This window comes from Gillisia sp. Hel1_33_143 (assembly GCF_900104765.1).
Lineage (GTDB): Bacteria > Bacteroidota > Bacteroidia > Flavobacteriales > Flavobacteriaceae > Gillisia.
The window spans coordinates 118,191-136,294 of sequence record NZ_LT629737.1; the positions used below are offsets into that span (position 1 = coordinate 118,191).

The following is an 18,104-nucleotide window of genomic DNA, read 5'->3' on the forward strand; positions in this document are numbered from 1 at the left end:
TTTGATGATTAATATAGCTTATTTAACATTTCTAGCCGTCACAATACTGTAAATAAGCCTTTTGCGTCTTAATTTATAATGAACACTTTTTCTAAAACGTAATATATGCTGTATTATTATATAGAGGGCAAAATAAAATTTTTAAGAATTATTTAATGAATGCTAATTATTAATTTTAACATACCTGCTCTGAAGAAAATAATGATGAATATGTCTTTAATTTTGGAGTAACTACCATTATATCTGTTGTTAGGACAACAGATATTTATAATTTAATAAAATATTAATAAAGTAAGATTATAGCACCAATATTTAGTGCTTATCTTTACCCCTTATATATATTTCTAGCATGAACAAAAAAGTAATCCTTATGATATTGGATGGCTGGGGTGTTACCCAAGACCCAAAAATATCTGCAGTTGCTCAAGCAAAAACTCCTTTCTTCAATTCTTTATTAGAAAAATATCCTAATGGTGAATTATTAACTCACGGTATGAATGTAGGTCTTCCTGAAGGCCAAATGGGAAATAGTGAAGTTGGACATATGAATTTAGGAGCGGGTAGAATTGTATATCAAGATCTCGCAAAAATAAATCTAGCTGTAAAGAATAATAGTTTAATAGAAGAGCCTGTTCTAGAACAAGCTTTTAATTATGCTAAAACCAACAACAAACCTATTCATTTTATGGGATTGGTGAGCGATGGAGGAGTTCATTCTCACATCAATCATTTGAAAGGATTACTATCTGCGGCAGAGAAATTTGGAGTTAAAGAAAAATACGTTCATGCTTTTACAGATGGTAGAGATGTAGACCCAAGATCTGGAAAAGGATTTATTGCAGATTTAGATGATCATCTAAATAAGACCAACAGCAAACTAGCCTCTATAATAGGAAGATATTTTGCTATGGATAGAGACAATAGATGGGAACGTGTTGAGAAAGCCTATGATCTTATTGTAAAAGGAGAAGGAGAAAAAACTCAAGATGCTCTACAGGCTATTCAAAATAGTTATGATAAGGACGTAACAGACGAGTTTATCGAACCAATAGTTCTTACAGATTCTAATGGGAATCCTGTTGCGACTTTGAAAGATGATGAGGTTGTAATTTTCTTTAACTTTAGAACAGATCGAGGAAGACAACTTACAGAAGCTTTAACTCAAGAAGATTATTCTGAATATGAGATGAAGACAATGCCATTATACTTTGTAACATTAACCAAGTATGATGATACCTTCAATAATATAAATGTGGTTTTTAGCAAAGACAATATAAAAACTACATTAGGAGAAGTGCTTGAATATACAGGAAAATCACAAATTAGAATTGCTGAAACAGAGAAATATCCTCACGTAACGTTTTTCTTTAATGGTGGTCGTGAAAAACCTTTCAAAGGGGAAAAAAGAATTATGGTAAATTCTCCAAAAGTAGCAACATACGACCTTCAGCCCGAAATGAGCGCTTATGAAATTCGAGATAAGATCATTCCGGAAATAAATTCTGGAGATCCGGATTTTATTTGTCTTAATTTTGCCAATCCAGATATGGTAGGTCACACCGGTGTCATGGAAGCAGCGATAAAGGCTTGTGAAGTGGTAGATGAATGCGCTAAAGATGTTGTAGAAGCAGCAATAGAAAATGATTACACAGTTATTGTAATTGCAGATCATGGTAATAGTGAAGTTATGATTAACCCTGATGGAAGTCCAAATACTTCGCACACTACCAATCCGGTACCTTTTATAATGGTAGATAAAGATATAAAATCTATTAAAGATGGTAAGCTAGGAGATATAGCACCGACTATCTTAGAATTGATGGGGATCACTAAACCCGAACTAATGACTCAAAAATCCTTAATTTAAATTCTATGAAAATGAGCTTTCTAATTATGATCTTATCCCTTGCAACAGCTTGTGGTAATACCAATGAAACAACTAAACCTCAAAATGAGCAGACTGAAGTTACAGCAGATGCATCTAATACTGCAGTAGTTCAACAAGGTATGTTATTGGGAGAATTCACTAAAGAAGATCTTCAAAAAGAACCTTTTGCTACTTGGTTTAATAATGGTTATAACAACTATTCTCCAAATGCAGAAGCACTTAAAACCATTAAAGAAAACATTTCAGATTATGAGATCGTAGCATATATGGGAACTTGGTGCCCAGATAGTAAAAGAGAAACTCCCAAATTATTCAAAATTTTAGATGAGTCTGGATATGACCTTTCTAAACTGACTATTTACGGAGTAGATCGTAGCAAGACAACAGAAGGAAAAACTGAAGAAAAGTGGAATGTAAAGAGAGTTCCTACTTTTATTTTTATAAAAGACGGTAAAGAAGTTAATAGATTTGTTGAATATCCTAAAGAATCTATTGAAGCTGATATCGCCAAAATAGTTAGCGGTAAAGAGTATAACGATTCTTACGCTCAATAAGAAAAGAATTTGCTTTATACCTATACGTTAGTAGTAACAACATTCTTAGTAATTTTGGAGCTATGATAGATGGACTAACCATTGCCGTAGATTTTGACGGCACTATAGTAGAGAATAAATATCCTCAAATAGGCAAACCAATTATATTTGCTTTAGAAACTCTAAAAAAGCTTCAAGAAGAAGGTCATTTATTAATTCTATGGACGTATAGATCTGGAAAAGAGCTAGATGAAGCCGTAATATTCTGTAAAAAAAATGGATTACAATTTTACGCAGTAAATAAAAGTTATCCTGAAGAAGTTTTCGAGGAGACTCAAAGCAGAAAAATTCAGGCAGATATTTTTATCGATGATAGAAATATTGGAGGTTTAGTAGGTTGGGGTGAGATCTATCAAACCTTAGGAAAAGAAAACATTTACGCTACCAAGAAAATTAAAAATAAAAAGAAGAAAGCCAGAAACGGGATTCTTAACTTTTTAAAACCTAAATTATGATTATTATAAAATCAAGAGAAGAAATAGAATTAATGCGTGAAAGTGCATTAGTAGTTTCTAGAACTTTAGGGATGTTAGCTGCAGAAATAAAACCTGGAGTTACCACTCTTCAACTTGATAAAATGGCAGAAGAGTATATTAGAGAACAAAATGCAATTCCTGGTTTTTTAGGAATGTATGATTTTCCTAATACACTGTGCATGAGTCCAAATGCTCAGGTGGTTCACGGTATTCCGAATAACACGCCTTTACAAGAAGGAGATATAATTTCTATAGACTGCGGAGCTGTAAAGAATGATTATTACGGAGATCATGCATACACTTTTGCTGTAGGAGAAATTGCAGAAGACACCAAAGATTTATTAAAAGTCACCAAAGAATCTCTATACGCTGGTATAAGCGAACTTAAGGTTGGGAATAGAGTTGGCGATGTTGGCTACGCTATTCAGAAATACTGTGAAGATCGTGGGTACGGAGTAGTTAGAGAATTAGTTGGGCATGGTCTTGGTAAAAAAATGCACGAAGATCCAGAGATGCCTAATTATGGACAAAGAGGCCGCGGAAAGAAGTTGGTAGAAGGAATGGTAGTTGCCATAGAGCCAATGATAAATTTGGGTACAAAAAGAATTAACCAGCTAAAAGATGGTTGGACTATATTAACAGCAGATAATAAACCTAGTGCACATTTTGAACATGATGTAGCAATTGTAGATGGTAAGCCAGAATTACTTTCAACATTTAAATACATCTACGAAGCTTTAGGTATTGTTAGTGCAGAAGAAGAACCTTTTAGGTCCAAAGTTTATGATTAAGAATTTCAGACAAGAGCAATGGAAAACCTTGCATAAAGATATCTGGCAGGATAGATTTGTGTACAAAATTTCCAATTACGGACGTGTTATTAGTTTTGTGAAAAATCCAGAGGGAGAGCTTCTAAATGGCGGGAGAACTGCCGGTTATCTATCTTTTGTTGTGAATCTAAAAGATGGTAAAAAGAAGAACTATTATTTTCACAGAATTGTTGCAGAACTGTTTATAGAGAGAAAAGAGAATCAGGAATTTGTAATCCATAAGAACTACAAAAAACATGATAACGAAGTTTCTAATCTGGATTGGGCTACAAAAGATGAATGGGTTCAACATCAATATGGAAACCCCAATGTTAAGGAAACTAAAGTTAAGCGAAAGCTAAGAAAGATCACATCGTACTCTAAACTTTCTTATGCACAAGCCGTTATCTTAAAGAAAAAGTTATTAGATCCTAACAGAAAAACTAGAATTAGAGTTCTAGCGAAACAATTTGGAGTTTCTGAGATGCAATTATATAGAATAAAATCTGGAGAAAACTGGGGTGATATTGAAGTATGATACGCAGCATATTCAAATTTACCCTTAATACAATTCCAAGGCCTCTACTAATAAGACTTAGTTATTTAGCCAAACCTATTCTAGAGATCGTTTTAAAGGGTCATCGTTATCAAGACCCAATAGATGGAAAAGAATTTAAAAAATTTCTTCCCTACGGATATGAAAATCAGAGAGAGAATGTATTATCTCCTTCTACGCTATCTTTAGAACGCCATAGGCTTCTGTGGCTCTATTTAAAGGAAGAAACTAGCTTTTTCAAGAGTACTATAAAAGTGTTACATTTTGCTCCAGAACAAGCTTTTTACAAAAGATTTAGAAAGTTAAAAAATCTGGACTATACCACTACAGATCTCAATTCTCCTTTAGCTGATGTAAAAGCTGATATATGCAACTTACCTTTTAAAGATAATGAATACGATTTTATACTTTGCAATCATGTTTTAGAACATATTCCAAATGACACTAAAGCTATGGAGGAACTATTTAGAGTTTTGAAACCCGGTGGTACTGCAATACTTCAAATTCCGCAAGAATTAAGTAGAGCAGAAACATTTCAAGACGATAGCATTACAGATCCTAAAGAAAGAGCCAAGATTTTTGGCCAATATGATCACGTTAGAATATATGGAAGAGATTATTTCGCTAAATTGAGAAGCGTTGGTTTTAAGGTAAAGGAAGTAGACTATACCTCAAAATTAACACCAGCAGAGGTAGACAAATACCGTATTGCTGTTGGCGAAATTATACCTGTTTGCTGTAAATAAGTACGCCTAATTTTTTATGAGAGCGCTATCGAATCCCGGTGTTTTAAAAACCTTAATACTTCCATCACTTTCAGTATAAATTAAATAAACATCTATATTATCCAACATATTAAGCATCTGCTTAGATCTTTCTAAACCCAATGCCATAAAAGCGGTAGCATACCCATCTGCCAACGTACAGTTTTTTGCCAAAACAGAAGCACTTAAGAGATTGCTCTTTTCAGATCTACCCGTAAGCGGATCTATAGTATGAACAAAAACCTGCCCAGTCTTTGGATCTTTTCTAAATTTCCTATAATTTCCTGAGGTTGCCATGGCCTTATTTTGTAGTTCTAAGGTAGCTTCAAAAGTTCTTACACCTTCCTCTTGCATAGGATCATCTATTGCCACAACCCAGTTAGAATTCTTAACTGTATTAGAGCCACTTGCCACAAGTTCCCCTCCTAATTCTATAAGATAATCTTTTATGTTCTTAGAAGTGAAATAACGTCCAATTGCATCTATAGTATACCCCTTGGCAATAGCATTAAAATCTATATAAATTTCAGGATGCTGCTTTTCTATCTTATTTTGAGAGGTAAGTTTTACTTTATTAAATCCTACATATTGTAACATAGAATCTATCTCTATCTGTTGGACACTGTCTAATGTATGATCTGGACCAAATCCATAAGCATTTACCAAACTACCTACTGTAGGATCAAAATACCCATTGCTTTCCTTATATATCTTATCTGAAGTATTAAAAACTTCTTGAAAATTATCATCTACAATTATATCTGTATCTCCAGAATTGATCTTAGAGATATCTGAGTCTGATTGATAGGTACTCATAGATTTATTAATCACTTTAAAAATAGAATCCAATCCCTTTTCTGCTTGTTCTTCAGAAAGATCACCAAAGTATTTAATATGATAGGAAGTTCCTAATGCTGCTCCTTCCAAGCTATGTTCTCCATTCTTGGCATTATTACAACTATTCAATGATATGAATACTATTAAAAGCCCAAGCCAAGTTTTATATTTCTTGTATCCCGTCATAATTAACTATATAATCTTCTTCTCTTGAAATAGGTTTTTCGTAATTCGTGGAGTTGGCTAAACCAACGCCTGCATAGAAAGTTGACGCATTAAATTTTAATGCATGCTCCTTCATACTTTTCATAAATATATGGTCATATTCCTTGGGATCTTCAGGATATGTGATGGCTCTAACTATTACAAAATGTAGCTTCTTATTCTTTAAAGCAACAAATTGCGGATTAGATTTAAGTTCACTTTTGATACCTAAAAATTCAAAGCCTTGTTTTTCCAAATCCTCACCTACAATATTCATTGCTAAATTGTGAAGTTCCTGCTTATCGAGTTCATTTTTCATAACAACATCAAAAATACAACTTAAGGTATTTCAATAAAGAAAATCGATGCTAAAATATTATTCAACTTAAAAAAAAAGCCACCCTTAAAAGGATGGCTTTTTATATATATTGGAAGAGAATTACCCTCCAAAATCATCAAATCTTACATTTTCTGGTGGTACACCAAAATCATCTGTCATTTTCTCAACAGCCTTGTTCATTAATGGTGGTCCACAGAAATAGAATTCAATATCTTCTGGCTCTTCATGATACTGTAAGTAATTATCTATTACTACTTGGTGAATGAAACCTACAAACCCATCTCCTTCATCGTCTATACTTTTCTTAACTTTCCAATTATCTTCTTCCATAGGTTCAGATAATGCTAAGTAAAATTTAAAGTTAGGGAAATCACGTTCTAAGGCTCTAAAGTGTTCTGTGTAGAACAATTCTCTTTTAGAACGACCTCCATACCAATAGGTAACTTTTCTTCCAGTTTTAATAGTACGGAATAAGTGATATAAATGAGATCTCATTGGTGCCATACCGGCTCCACCACCTACATAAAGCATTTCTGATTCACTCTCATTAATAAAGAATTCACCGTAAGGCCCTGAAATGACAACTTTATCACCTTTCTTTCTCGAAAAGATATAGGAAGAAGCAATACCTGGATTAACGTCCATCCATCCGTTCTTAGCTCTGTCAAAAGGTGGAGTAGCAACACGTACGTTCAACATGATCTCTCTTCCTTCTGCAGGATAAGAAGCCATTGAATATGCACGCTCTACAGTTTCATTATTCTTCATTTGAAGTGGCCATAGTTTAAACTTGTCCCACTCATCTTTAAATTTCTCTGGTTCTCCCGGGTGCTCATCTGGGTGAGCAGTAATATCTATATCTGAAAATTTTACTTCACATTTAGGAATCTCAATTTGGATATATCCACCAGCTTTGTAATCCATATCTTCAGGAAGTTGAACTACAAATTCTTTAATAAAAGATGCAACGTTGTAATTTCTAACAACCGTAGCTTCCCATTTCTTAATTCCAAAAACCTCTTCAGGAATTTGGATCTTCATGTCTTGCTTAACTTTTACCTGACATCCAAGACGCCATCCATTAGCGATCTCTTTTCTAGTAAAATGAGGCTCTTCTGTTGGAAGAATTGTTCCTCCTCCATCTTGAACGATACATTTACACTGTAAACATGTTCCACCACCACCACAAGCTGAAGGTAAGAACAATTTATTTTCTCCTAAAGTAGAAAGCAAAGTTCCTCCAGAACCAACTTCCAAATTCTTCTCTCCATTAACACTTATAGTAACCGGACCAGAAGGAACCAGTTTTGCTTTAGCTCCTAACAGAATAGAAACGAGCAATAAGATCAATGCTAAGAATACAACTACACTTGCTATAATAACTGCCATTGTTTTTGTTTTTCGATTATAATTTAATACCCATAAAACTCATGAAACCTAATGCCATTAAACCGGTGATAATAAAAGTGATCCCTAATCCTTTTAATGGTGCTGGCACATTAGAATATGTTATTTTTTCACGGATTGCTGCAATAGCTAAAATTGCTAAGAACCATCCAACTCCACTACCTAACCCATAAGTGATAGCTTCAGAAACGGCACTAAAATCTTTTTGTTGCATAAATAAAGATCCACCTAAAATTGCACAGTTTACTGCAATAAGAGGAAGAAAGATACCTAATGCACCATAAAGAGCTGGAGCAAATTTCTCTACGATCATCTCCACCAGTTGCACCATAGATGCTATTACTGCAATGAACATGATAAAACTTAAGAAACTAAGATCTACACTTGCATATTCAGGATCTAACCAAGCCAAAGCTCCTGGTCTTAATAAGTACTGATCTAACAAAAAGTTGATAGGCACCGTAATGGTAAGTACGAATACTACCGCTGCACCCAAACCAACAGCTGTTTTAACTGTTTTTGACACTGCTAAATAGGAACACATCCCTAAAAAGTAGGCAAAAATCATATTTTCTATAAAAATACTTCGGACAAATAAATTTACATATTCCATTGTAATACTTTTTCGCTGTTGCGCTATTAATGTTGTTCAATCAGTTTACGGTTTCTAGCACGTTGTACCCATATAATTATCCCAACTACAATAAGAGCCATTGGAGATAATAACATCAAACCGTTATTTTCATACCCTACCGCATATAAACCGGTAGATTCTGCCATTGTAGCTGCTTTGTGACCTAGAACTTCAAACCCTAGTAATTTACCAGAACCTAATAATTCTCTAAAGAAAGCCACAATTACCAAGATCAATCCATATCCGGCTCCGTTTCCAATTCCATCAAGAAATGATTTGTATACACCATTACCTAATGCAAATGCTTCCAAACGACCCATCACGATACAGTTGGTAATAATCAATCCAACAAATACAGATAACTGCTTACTTACATCGTAAGCATATGCTTTAAGTACCTGATCTACTAAAATTACCAAAGAGGCTACAATAACCAATTGAACTATAATCCTAATCCTGTTAGGGATCAGATTTCTCATAAGAGATACAATAACGTTTGAAAAAGCAATTACAACCATAACCGCAACCGCCATAACAATTGCAGGTTCTAATTGAACGGTAATTGCTAAAGCAGAACATATACCTAATACCTGAACGGTAATTGGGTTATTGTCGTTTAAAGGATCACTCAATAATTTTCTATTGTTCTTAGAAAGGAAATGCTCTTTTTCTTCTGAATTAGACAAGAACAAAATCATTTCTTTTTTCTTTGCTTCATTTGCTTCTGAAGCTGATTTGATATCTTTTGCCATAATTAATGTACTGCTACTTTAATATCCTTTTGTTTTTTGAAATAAGGTAGATAATGAATCAATCTTTCTGAAATCATATCAGAAATACCGTTACCAGTAATTGTTGCACCAGAAATAGCATCTACTTTATTATCATCTTTATTAGATGGACCAACGTTTCCTTTAACAACAGAAACACCTATAAGATTACCACTCCCATCAAAGATCTTTTCATCTGCAAATCTTTGTTGAAACCAAACCTGAGTAATTTCTCCACCCAAACCTGGTGTTTCCCCTTTATGATCGAAGACTGCTCCTTTTATAGTATTTACATCGTCTTTTAAAGACACATATCCCCAGATGGCATCCCAAAGACCTTTACCTCTTAATGGAACTATATAGTACTTAGCACCATCTACATTTGCTTCATAAAGCGGGTAGATTTGTTCATTTACTGGCTTCTTAAGTTCTTTTGCAAGATCTACAGTAAAAGCATCTGCAGTTTCATCTACAGATCCATCTTCTTTTAACGCGATAGTTTCAGTAATATACTTATTGTATAATTCTTCTGCACCGTCTCTATCAGTTTCAATACCGATAGTTGCTAAAATATTCTGCATCTTTTCCTTTCTAACATTTTCATTTTGCAAAGGTTGCAAAGATGTTGCTGCAAAGGCTAGTACACTGGCTACCACAACCACCATGATAATGGCGAAAATAAAGGTATACCCGTTACTATTTGTTTTATTAACCGATTTCTCTTCCATAACTATACTGCTGTTTTAATTGAGGCTGCCGTATTTGCTAATCTTTTCTTTCTGCGTTTTACATGAGATTCTATCACATAGTGATCTATAACCGGTGCAAATACGTTCATTAAAAGAATTGCTAACATGATTCCCTCAGGATATGCCGGGTTAAAAACTCTAATCATCACTGCAAATAATCCAATAAGGAATCCATAGATCCACTTTCCTTTCATGGTTTGAGCTGCAGATACAGGATCTGTTGCCATAAAAACAACACCAAATGCTAAACCTCCAATTACTAGATGCTGATACCATGGGAAATTTGTTAGATCATTTCCTTCTAATCCCATAGAAGGTAAAGCATTAAATATAAGTGCCATTACTGCTGCACCCATAAATCCACTTATTATTATTCTCCAACTACCAACTTTAGTTAATATTAAAATTAAAGCTCCAACCAAGATACACAAGGTAGAAGTTTCTGATATAGAACCAGGAATAACTCCAGAGAACATATCTAAGAAACTGTAATTTACCGTATTTCCAGAGGCTAAAGATCCAAGAATAGTTTCTCCAGAAACTCCATCTATATTTGAAGCTTCACTTACCCAAACGGTATTACCAGACATATAAGTAGGATATGCAAAAAATGCAAAAACCCTAGCCGTTAGAGCAGGATTAAGAATATTCATTCCTGTTCCTCCAAAAGCTTCTTTACCAATAACAACTGCAAATACAACAGATATTGCTACCATCCATAGTGGAATATCTATTGGCATGATCATCGGAATCAAAAGTCCGGTAACCAAATACCCTTCATTTACTTCATGACCACGCATTACAGCAAAAGCAAATTCTAAACCAAGACCAACTCCGTAAGAAACTGCTATCATTGGTAAGATCTTCCATGCTCCGTGTCCTAAAGCTTCCCAAAAACCAACCTCAGTTTGAATTTGAGATAAATATTGGTAACCACCATTCCACATTCCAAAGATTAACGCAGGTACTAACGCAAGAACTACAGTAATCATAGTTCTCTTAAGATCTACTGCATCTCTAACATGCGCACCGCTTTGGGTAGTATGATTTGGTGTAAAAAGAAAAGTATCTAAAGCATTATATGCTGGAGCGTACTTCTCTAATTTATTCCCCTTATTAAAAGGTTCTTTAAATTTATCTAATTTTTGTCTTATCCATTCCATATTTAAAACTTTTTAACCTACTTCGGTAAGCATTAAATCCAACCCAAGACGTATAATTTCCTGAGCTTCAATTTTTGAAGTGTTAACATAATCTATTAATGCAAAATCTTCTGGAGCTACTTCGTAGATCCCTAGATTTTCCATTTTTTCAATATCTCCAGCCATACAAGCTTTCAGAAGTTGCATAGGATAAATATCCATAGGCATTACTTCTTCCATTTCTCCAGTTACCACTAAAGCTCTTTCCTCACCATTTAAATTGGTTGTAGGTTCAAACTTCTTATTTGGCATTAACCAAGACAAAGAGGTTTTTGAATTAGAATGAATATTGTTATAAGTAAAAGGTAACCATCCAAAGATTCTATAACTATTCCCTTCTGGGATCAAGGTTAAAGAATTAGGATAAAAACCTATATATTGATTACTCGATAATTTTAATCCTGTAAGTACATCTCCAGAGATCAATCTAACATTCTCTGAAACAGCACCTACTAGATCTGCAGAATTGGCTCCAATTTTAGTATTGTAATACTTTCTATCTTTTGCCTCACTACCAGTAACTGCAATAGTTCTGTTAGCACGATATTCTCCAGTTAAGAATACGTTTCCGATAATTGCCACATCTTCTGCACCAACACACCAAACACGCTCTCCTCTATTAATAGGATCTAATTTTTGGATCTGAACACCAACATTTCCTGCAGGGTGCGGACCGTTAACAACATGTATCTCTGCACCTTTAATCCCTTTTAGAATTGAAGCAGAACTTTCATCTACAGATACATGTACTTTTCCTGAAGTTAACTTTTGCAATGCATAAATTCCTTCTTGAAAAGCAGCAACTTTATCTTTAAGAACAAAGCCTAGATCTGCCGCCAAAGGAGCGGTAGACACTACAGATACAAATATTGATTTTGGAGAATCTTTAGGGTCTGCTACAATATCATAAGGTCTTTGCTTTATAAAAGCACCACAACCACTTTTTAAGATCCTGTTCTTTACAGATTCAGCATCTGCCGTAGCAGCGTTTAATTGACCAAAGTTTTTATAGGAGTCGGTAGGATCTGCCTCAATAATGATCTCAAGAATACGACGCTTATCACCTCGTTTTATCTCAGCCACAGTACCACTAACAGGAGAAGTAAATCTAATTTCTTCTGTATATTTTGAAAAGAAAAGCTCGTCTCCGGCAAGGATCTTAGCGCCTTCTTTAACAACCATTTTTGGTACTACTGCATGAAAATCTGGAGGTTTGATCGCATAGGTCTTAGACCTTGGGGCATCAACAACTAGTTTTTCCGCCTCCCCTTTTAATCGTAGAGTAAGCCCTCTTTTAATTCGAATGTCTTTTGACATAGGATGGAGTGTATATTAAAATTTATTTTTTATAGTGTGCAAATTTACTAATTTTAACCCTACAACTACCAAACAAATCAGATAATTTTCGGTTCTATTCTTGTTAAAGTAGCTTAGGAAGAATATGATTATAAAATTTGTAATTCCTTGTAATTTAATTTTAAGCACATGAAACACGTTTATTATCTGGTATTATCAATTCTCAGTTTAAGCGCTTTTTCACAAGAGCGTTTGGAGGTTACACCCCCTGCCTTTATTAGAAGTATAGAGTTCACTGGTAATTCAGATTACAGTGGGAACCCAATTATTCAACTGGGTGAAAATTTATCTTTGGCATTTGATGATATTATAGGAGACGAAGCAGACTACTATTATACCATAGAGCATTTTAATTACGATTGGTCTCCTTCCAACTTAGTTAAATCTGAATATTTAGATGGCATAGACAATGTAAGAATATTTAATTACAGCAATTCCTACAATACCCTACAGCCATATACGCACTACGAATTGAACATACCCAATAATGACATAAAACAACTAAAAGTATCTGGAAACTACATTATAAGCATCTTTAACAGCTCCAAAGAAATTGTATTTTCCAGAAAGTTCATGATATATGAAAATCTATCCAAAGTTGCTGTCGCAATAAAAAGATCTAGAGACTTGCAATATATCAACACAAAACAAATAGTAAATATTGAGATCAATTCTCAAGATCTACTTATTAGAAATCCGGAGAGCACCGTAAATATCTTAATACTTCAAAATCAAAACCTAAAACAGGCAATTAGAAACATAAAACCCCAATATACCATTGGAAATAGCCTTATATATAAATATGATAGCCCCACCTCTTTTTGGGCGGGCAACGAATATCTTCAATTTGACAGCAAAGACTTGAGATCTCCAACTTTAAATATTAGCAGAATAGAACTAGATGCACTTTATCATCATTACCTTTTTACCAACTCGTCTAGAGACACACAGCCCTACACATATAATCCAGACATCAATGGACAGTTTGTAGTGAGAACACTTCAAGGCGAAGACTCCAACACCGAAGCTGAATATATCTGGACCCACTTCAGTCTTCAGAATTTTGAACCTTTAAGCGGAGGAGAACTTCACATATACGGTGCTTTCAACAACTTTGAGGTAGATAACTCTACATTGATGAAATACAGTAAAGAAAAAGGACTTTATGAAAATGCCATACTCTTTAAACAAGGCTTTTATAATTACAAATATGTTCTAGTACAAAAAGACGGAAGTTTAAATGAAGGTTTTATAAGTGGGAATTTTGATGAAACCGAGAATTTCTATCAGGTTTTGGTATACTTTAGAGATCTGGGAGCTCGGTATGACAAAATTATTGGTCTTGGAAATGCAAACTCCATAAATATCACAAATTAGCATACTATAAGAATCTACGGCGTATCTCATTCTATGAAAGATTATAATACTATTAAAAAGTACCGAGGAACCACCTGCCTCAATTGCAATCATCCTTTAGATATTAGCGATAACTACTGCGCAAATTGCGGACAAAATAATAGCATTAAAAAATTATCATTTAAAGACTACGTAAACGAATATTTTGCAGGGGTTTTCTCCTATGATTCCAGAGTGAATCTTACACTTTTCACCTTGCTATTTAGACCCGGTAAGATCACCAAAGATTATGTGAACGGAAAGAGAATGCGATATGCAAATCCCTTTAGATTTTATCTTAGTGTATCAATAATATTTTTTATCATTTTCGGATTTTCAAATAATTATGAAGGAATAACAGAAAGCGACCCAGATACGGTAAAAAACGAACTTACGGATAAAGAATTGGAGGACCTGCAGCAAGACCTAAATGAACTTCCCGGCAATGTAAAGGTCAATTTAGATACCTTAATTGCGCTTCAGAATATAAGAGATACCGTTACTACAAAAAGTTATAAGACTAAATATATAACACAAAATAAAGTAGATAGCCTTTCTTTCTTTGAAGCTACTTCAAAACGATTAGAACTTTATAATGCTTTTCAGGAAGAAACAAAAATTACATCTTCCACAATAGCTCTGGATAGCTTACATCATAACAAAACAAACTATAACGAATGGCTTTATAAGAAAACCATAGATTATAATTTTATGACGGAGAACCCGAAGATCTTCCTAAATTATATATTAGGAAAAATGCCTCTAATCATATTCTTCTTCTTACCTGTTGTAGCATTATTCAATTGGTTATTATACTGGAGACGTAATTTTAATTATATGGAGCATCTGGTGTTTATCTTTCATGTTCAAAGCGTGTTCTTTGTACTTCTAGGATTAAGCCTTTTGCTCAAAGAGATCTTTAATATAGACTTTTTTACACCTTTAGCTACCTTACTATTTCTTTTCTATCTCTATAAAGCAATGCGAAATTTTTATGAGCAGAGTAGATTCAAAACTATTGTTAAATTTCTGATTATAAACACTATATTTCTTATTTTAGCTGTTATAGCAACCTTAATTACTCTTTTTGCATCCTTTGCTATCTATTAATTATGATACAACAAGTAACTAGCGGCATAAAAATTTCCGTAGAAACTAATTTTGAAGGCACTTTTTATAAGAATTATAAAATTCACTTTGCGTTTGGCTATCAAATTACGATAGAGAATCAAAGTAAAGATTCCGTTCAATTAACATCCAGGTTTTGGAAGATCAAAGACGCTCTAAATAAAACAGAGATCGTACAAGGGGAAGGAGTAATTGGAAAAAAACCGGTTTTAAAACCCGGCGAATCTCATACATATAGCAGTGGTTGTTTGTTAACATCTCCTTTTGGAGCTATGAGTGGTTATTATAACATGGTAAACTTTACAACTACTAAAAAATTCAAAGTTTCCATTCCATCATTCAAATTAAGCGCTGCTTTTGCGCTCAATTAAAATTTTGTTCTTACCAATTTTGTTGTTTCTAGATCTTCATAGATCATTTCTATAGCATTAGATTGCTTTATAATTTGAGTTATGCTTTTGGTTTTAACAAAACCTCTATCCATTATTACATCAGTATTCATATCACCATTTCCTGCCGCATGATGAAATTTCCATAATGAATTTGCATCTATTTCATTATTAACGCTAAAGTCTTTCAACCAACTAATCCGTTCTGATTTCATCTCCTCTGAATAAAGTGGTGAAGAAGACCATATTATAAGTTCTTCTTTTATTTCCCTCACATGCTTTCTTTCTCCATCCCAAACTAGTTCTATAAATTTTAAATCCATATTCCAATCTCCTGCAATTAAAGTGAATGGTTCGATATTTTCTAGATCATAATTATTTAGCAACTCAACAAGATTCTTAGCCTTTAAAAAATCTTTAACCACCACTCCCCTACTTATTCTATATTTATCCTTTCTAATGTGTGATTTAAATTCTCCATTCAACAAACATATTACTCTACAATTATCGCTAAGCCCTATCCAAGTTCCTCCTGCTTCTGCATCTTTGGGGTAAAGTATGGTTACATTATCTTCAGAGTATTTCATCGGAATAAATGTAGATCTCCCTGCAGCCTCATCCCTATTAGATGTTAAAACAAAATCATTATTTTTCACAAAATTCCGGCTAAGAGTAACGGTGCACATAGATATACTAAAATTTAGATTTTAACTTCATTACAAAAATACGTTAAACCTAAGGAGTCTGTTTACAGGTCTCAGGTTAAACGACTTAATTTTTTTACCTTTAGCCTTATAAATAGAAAACATCAAAAAAAGTATAAATAATTATGGGAAAAGGATTTTTTCAAGTTCCAACAGCTATAAATGAGCCAATCAAATCATATGCTCCTGGAACTCCTGAACGAGAAGAAGTATTAAATACTTATAAAGAAATGTGGAACACCAAAATGGATGTACCACTTTATATAGGATCCGAAGAAATTAAAACTGGAGACACTATGGGAATGCGCCCACCGCATGACCATAAACATGATTTAGGATCATTTCACTTAGCTGAAAAAAAGCATATTGAGAAAGCTATTTCTACTTCCTTAGAAGCAAGACAGCAATGGGCAGACCTAGATTGGGAACAACGTGCCGCGGTATTTTTAAAGGCTGCAGATCTTATTGCTGGTCCGTATAGAGCTAGAATAAATGCTGCCACGATGATTGGACAGTCTAAAACTATTTATCAAGCCGAAATAGATTCTGCATGTGAACTCATAGATTTCTTAAGATTTAATGTGGAATACATGTCTCAAATCTATGAAGAGCAACCAGAATCTTCTGCTGGAGCTTGGAACAGAATTGAATATAGACCTTTAGAAGGCTTTGTATATGCAATTACTCCATTTAACTTTACTGCAATTGCCGGTAACCTTCCTGCAAGCGCTGCTTTAATGGGAAATACTGTTATTTGGAAGCCAAGTGATAGTCAGGTATTTTCTGCACAAGTAATCATGGAAGTGTTTAAAGAAGCTGGAGTGCCAGATGGAGTAATTAATATGGTAATGGGAGATCCTGTAATGATCACCGATGCTGTATTAGCTAGTCCAGATTTTGCTGGTATACACTTTACCGGAAGTACAGATGTGTTTAAAGGTATTTGGGCTAAAATCGGTCAGAATATAGATAAATATAAAACTTACCCTCGAATAGTTGGAGAAACCGGTGGAAAGGATTTCATCTTAGCGCACCCTACAGCAAATGCTAAGCAGGTTGCAACCGCTATCTCTAGAGGGGCTTTTGAATTCCAAGGACAAAAATGTAGCGCTGCTTCTAGAGTTTACATTCCAAAAAGTATGTGGAAGGAAGTTAAGGATTACGTTGTAGAAGATGTAAAATCTTTTAAAATGGGTTCACCTCAAGATATGAGTAACTTCATAACTTCTGTAATTCATGAAGGATCCTTTGATAAGCTGGCTAAATACATAGACAAGGCTAAAGAAGATAAAGATGCAGAAATTGTTGTGGGAGGTAGTTATGATAAATCTAAAGGATATTTTATAGAGCCTACGGTTATTTTAACAACAGATCCAAAATATACTACAATGGAAACAGAACTTTTTGGACCCGTTGTAACCATTTATGTTTATGATGATAACAAATGGGAAGAAACACTTAAGCTAGTAGATGAAACAAGTATTTACGCCCTTACTGGTGCTGTACTTTCTGGAGACAGATATGCTGCTACCCAGGCAACTAAAGCACTTCAAAATGCTGCAGGTAACTTCTACATAAATGATAAACCAACAGGAGCCGTTGTTGGGCAACAACCTTTTGGAGGAGCAAGAGCAAGTGGAACCAATGACAAAGCAGGTTCTAAACTGAATTTATTAAGATGGGTTTCACCTAGATTGATAAAAGAAACTTTTGTAGCTGCTAAAGATTACAGATATCCATTTATGGGAGAATAATTGGCTCTCCATAAATCAACATCAAAAAGCTCGTAGTTATTCTACGAGCTTTTTTTATGAACTATTAGCAAGTCCTTAAATCTTAATTCTTATTAATGCTATTACTTAAATAGATATTCTCCAAGTTACCTTCTGATCTAACACTAAAT

The 18,104-nt window shown here is 34.1% G+C and carries 19 protein-coding genes; 10 read left to right on the top strand and 9 right to left on the bottom strand.

Going from position 1 to position 18,104, the window contains the following annotated elements; translation table 11 throughout:
* Positions 1-349 precede the first annotated feature (349 nt).
* The 6 genes from gpmI (at position 350) to BLT84_RS00630 (ending at position 5,068) form a co-directional block, all read left to right on the top strand.
* Positions 350-1,867 (top strand): 2,3-bisphosphoglycerate-independent phosphoglycerate mutase, encoded by a 1,518-nt coding sequence (gene gpmI, locus BLT84_RS00605; protein WP_091262153.1) that lies wholly within the window; start codon positions 350-352, stop codon positions 1,865-1,867.
* A gap of 11 nt (positions 1,868-1,878) precedes the next feature.
* Positions 1,879-2,442 (top strand): thioredoxin family protein, encoded by a 564-nt coding sequence (locus BLT84_RS00610; protein WP_091267899.1) that lies wholly within the window; start codon positions 1,879-1,881, stop codon positions 2,440-2,442.
* 62 nt (positions 2,443-2,504) lie between these two features.
* On the top strand, positions 2,505-2,936 hold the full coding sequence (locus tag BLT84_RS00615) for a BT0820 family HAD-type phosphatase (RefSeq protein ID WP_091262155.1): 432 nt from the start codon (positions 2,505-2,507) through the stop codon (positions 2,934-2,936).
* On the top strand, positions 2,933-3,748 hold the full coding sequence (gene map / locus BLT84_RS00620; RefSeq protein WP_034888974.1) for a type I methionyl aminopeptidase: 816 nt from the start codon (positions 2,933-2,935) through the stop codon (positions 3,746-3,748). Before BLT84_RS00615 ends, map begins: the two co-directional genes overlap by 4 nt.
* A complete protein-coding gene (locus BLT84_RS00625) occupies positions 3,741-4,304 on the top strand; it encodes an HNH endonuclease (RefSeq protein ID WP_034888973.1) in 564 nt (187 codons plus the stop codon). The genes map and BLT84_RS00625 overlap by 8 nt, the downstream gene beginning before the upstream one ends.
* On the top strand, positions 4,301-5,068 hold the full coding sequence (locus tag BLT84_RS00630) for a class I SAM-dependent methyltransferase (protein WP_410503548.1): 768 nt from the start codon (positions 4,301-4,303) through the stop codon (positions 5,066-5,068). The genes BLT84_RS00625 and BLT84_RS00630 overlap by 4 nt, the downstream gene beginning before the upstream one ends.
* 6 nt (positions 5,069-5,074) lie before the next feature.
* On the opposite strand, the gene BLT84_RS00635 is transcribed toward BLT84_RS00630, so the two are convergent.
* The 8 genes from BLT84_RS00635 to BLT84_RS00670 all read right to left on the bottom strand — a co-directional run bounded on the left by BLT84_RS00635 (position 5,075) and on the right by BLT84_RS00670 (position 12,546).
* Complete coding sequence (locus tag BLT84_RS00635) at positions 5,075-6,109, bottom strand: FAD:protein FMN transferase (RefSeq protein ID WP_091262157.1); 1,035 nt, start codon at positions 6,107-6,109, stop codon at positions 5,075-5,077.
* Positions 6,087-6,446: a Na(+)-translocating NADH-quinone reductase subunit F gene (locus BLT84_RS00640; RefSeq protein ID WP_091262158.1), complete on the bottom strand. Its 360-nt coding sequence runs from the start codon at positions 6,444-6,446 to the stop codon at positions 6,087-6,089. The genes BLT84_RS00635 and BLT84_RS00640 overlap by 23 nt, the downstream gene beginning before the upstream one ends.
* A 120-nt stretch (positions 6,447-6,566) precedes the next feature.
* On the bottom strand, positions 6,567-7,856 hold the full coding sequence (gene nqrF / locus BLT84_RS00645; RefSeq protein WP_091262159.1) for an NADH:ubiquinone reductase (Na(+)-transporting) subunit F: 1,290 nt from the start codon (positions 7,854-7,856) through the stop codon (positions 6,567-6,569).
* Between the two features lie 16 nt (positions 7,857-7,872).
* Complete coding sequence (gene nqrE, locus BLT84_RS00650) at positions 7,873-8,487, bottom strand: NADH:ubiquinone reductase (Na(+)-transporting) subunit E (protein ID WP_034888967.1); 615 nt, start codon at positions 8,485-8,487, stop codon at positions 7,873-7,875.
* A 26-nt stretch (positions 8,488-8,513) separates the two neighbouring features.
* A complete protein-coding gene (locus tag BLT84_RS00655; RefSeq protein WP_091262160.1) occupies positions 8,514-9,260 on the bottom strand; it encodes an NADH:ubiquinone reductase (Na(+)-transporting) subunit D in 747 nt (248 codons plus the stop codon).
* Positions 9,261-9,262: 2 nt separating this feature from the next.
* Complete coding sequence (locus tag BLT84_RS00660; protein WP_034888963.1) at positions 9,263-10,006, bottom strand: Na(+)-translocating NADH-quinone reductase subunit C; 744 nt, start codon at positions 10,004-10,006, stop codon at positions 9,263-9,265.
* A 2-nt stretch (positions 10,007-10,008) separates the two neighbouring features.
* Complete coding sequence (locus BLT84_RS00665; protein WP_034888961.1) at positions 10,009-11,190, bottom strand: NADH:ubiquinone reductase (Na(+)-transporting) subunit B; 1,182 nt, start codon at positions 11,188-11,190, stop codon at positions 10,009-10,011.
* A 12-nt stretch (positions 11,191-11,202) separates the two neighbouring features.
* Positions 11,203-12,546 carry a Na(+)-translocating NADH-quinone reductase subunit A gene (locus tag BLT84_RS00670; RefSeq protein WP_034888959.1) on the bottom strand — a complete coding sequence of 448 codons (1,344 nt, stop codon included), beginning with the start codon at positions 12,544-12,546 and terminating at the stop codon, positions 11,203-11,205.
* A 168-nt stretch (positions 12,547-12,714) separates the two neighbouring features.
* On the opposite strand from BLT84_RS00670, the gene BLT84_RS00675 reads away from it, so the two are divergent.
* From BLT84_RS00675 to apaG, 3 genes are read left to right on the top strand one after another with little or no spacing between them, the layout of a single operon-like run.
* Positions 12,715-13,962, top strand: a complete 1,248-nt coding sequence (locus BLT84_RS00675) for a DUF5103 domain-containing protein (protein WP_091262161.1) — start codon at positions 12,715-12,717, stop codon at positions 13,960-13,962.
* Positions 13,963-13,995: 33 nt separating this feature from the next.
* Positions 13,996-15,090, top strand: coding sequence for a DUF3667 domain-containing protein (locus tag BLT84_RS00680; protein ID WP_091262163.1), 1,095 nt, complete (start codon positions 13,996-13,998; stop codon positions 15,088-15,090).
* A 2-nt stretch (positions 15,091-15,092) separates the two neighbouring features.
* Complete coding sequence (gene apaG / locus BLT84_RS00685) at positions 15,093-15,479, top strand: Co2+/Mg2+ efflux protein ApaG (RefSeq protein WP_034888952.1); 387 nt, start codon at positions 15,093-15,095, stop codon at positions 15,477-15,479.
* On the opposite strand, the gene BLT84_RS00690 is transcribed toward apaG, so the two are convergent.
* The gene (locus BLT84_RS00690; protein WP_091262165.1) at positions 15,476-16,183 is read right to left on the bottom strand and encodes an NRDE family protein; all 708 of its coding nucleotides are present in this window, start codon (positions 16,181-16,183) and stop codon (positions 15,476-15,478) included. The two genes, apaG and BLT84_RS00690, sit on opposite strands and share 4 nt — an antisense overlap.
* A 143-nt stretch (positions 16,184-16,326) precedes the next feature.
* Between BLT84_RS00690 and pruA the strand changes: the two genes are divergently transcribed.
* Entirely contained in the window at positions 16,327-17,955 is a 1,629-nt protein-coding gene (gene pruA, locus BLT84_RS00695; RefSeq protein WP_034888947.1) for an L-glutamate gamma-semialdehyde dehydrogenase, read from the top strand.
* The last annotated feature ends 149 nt before the right edge of the window (positions 17,956-18,104 follow it).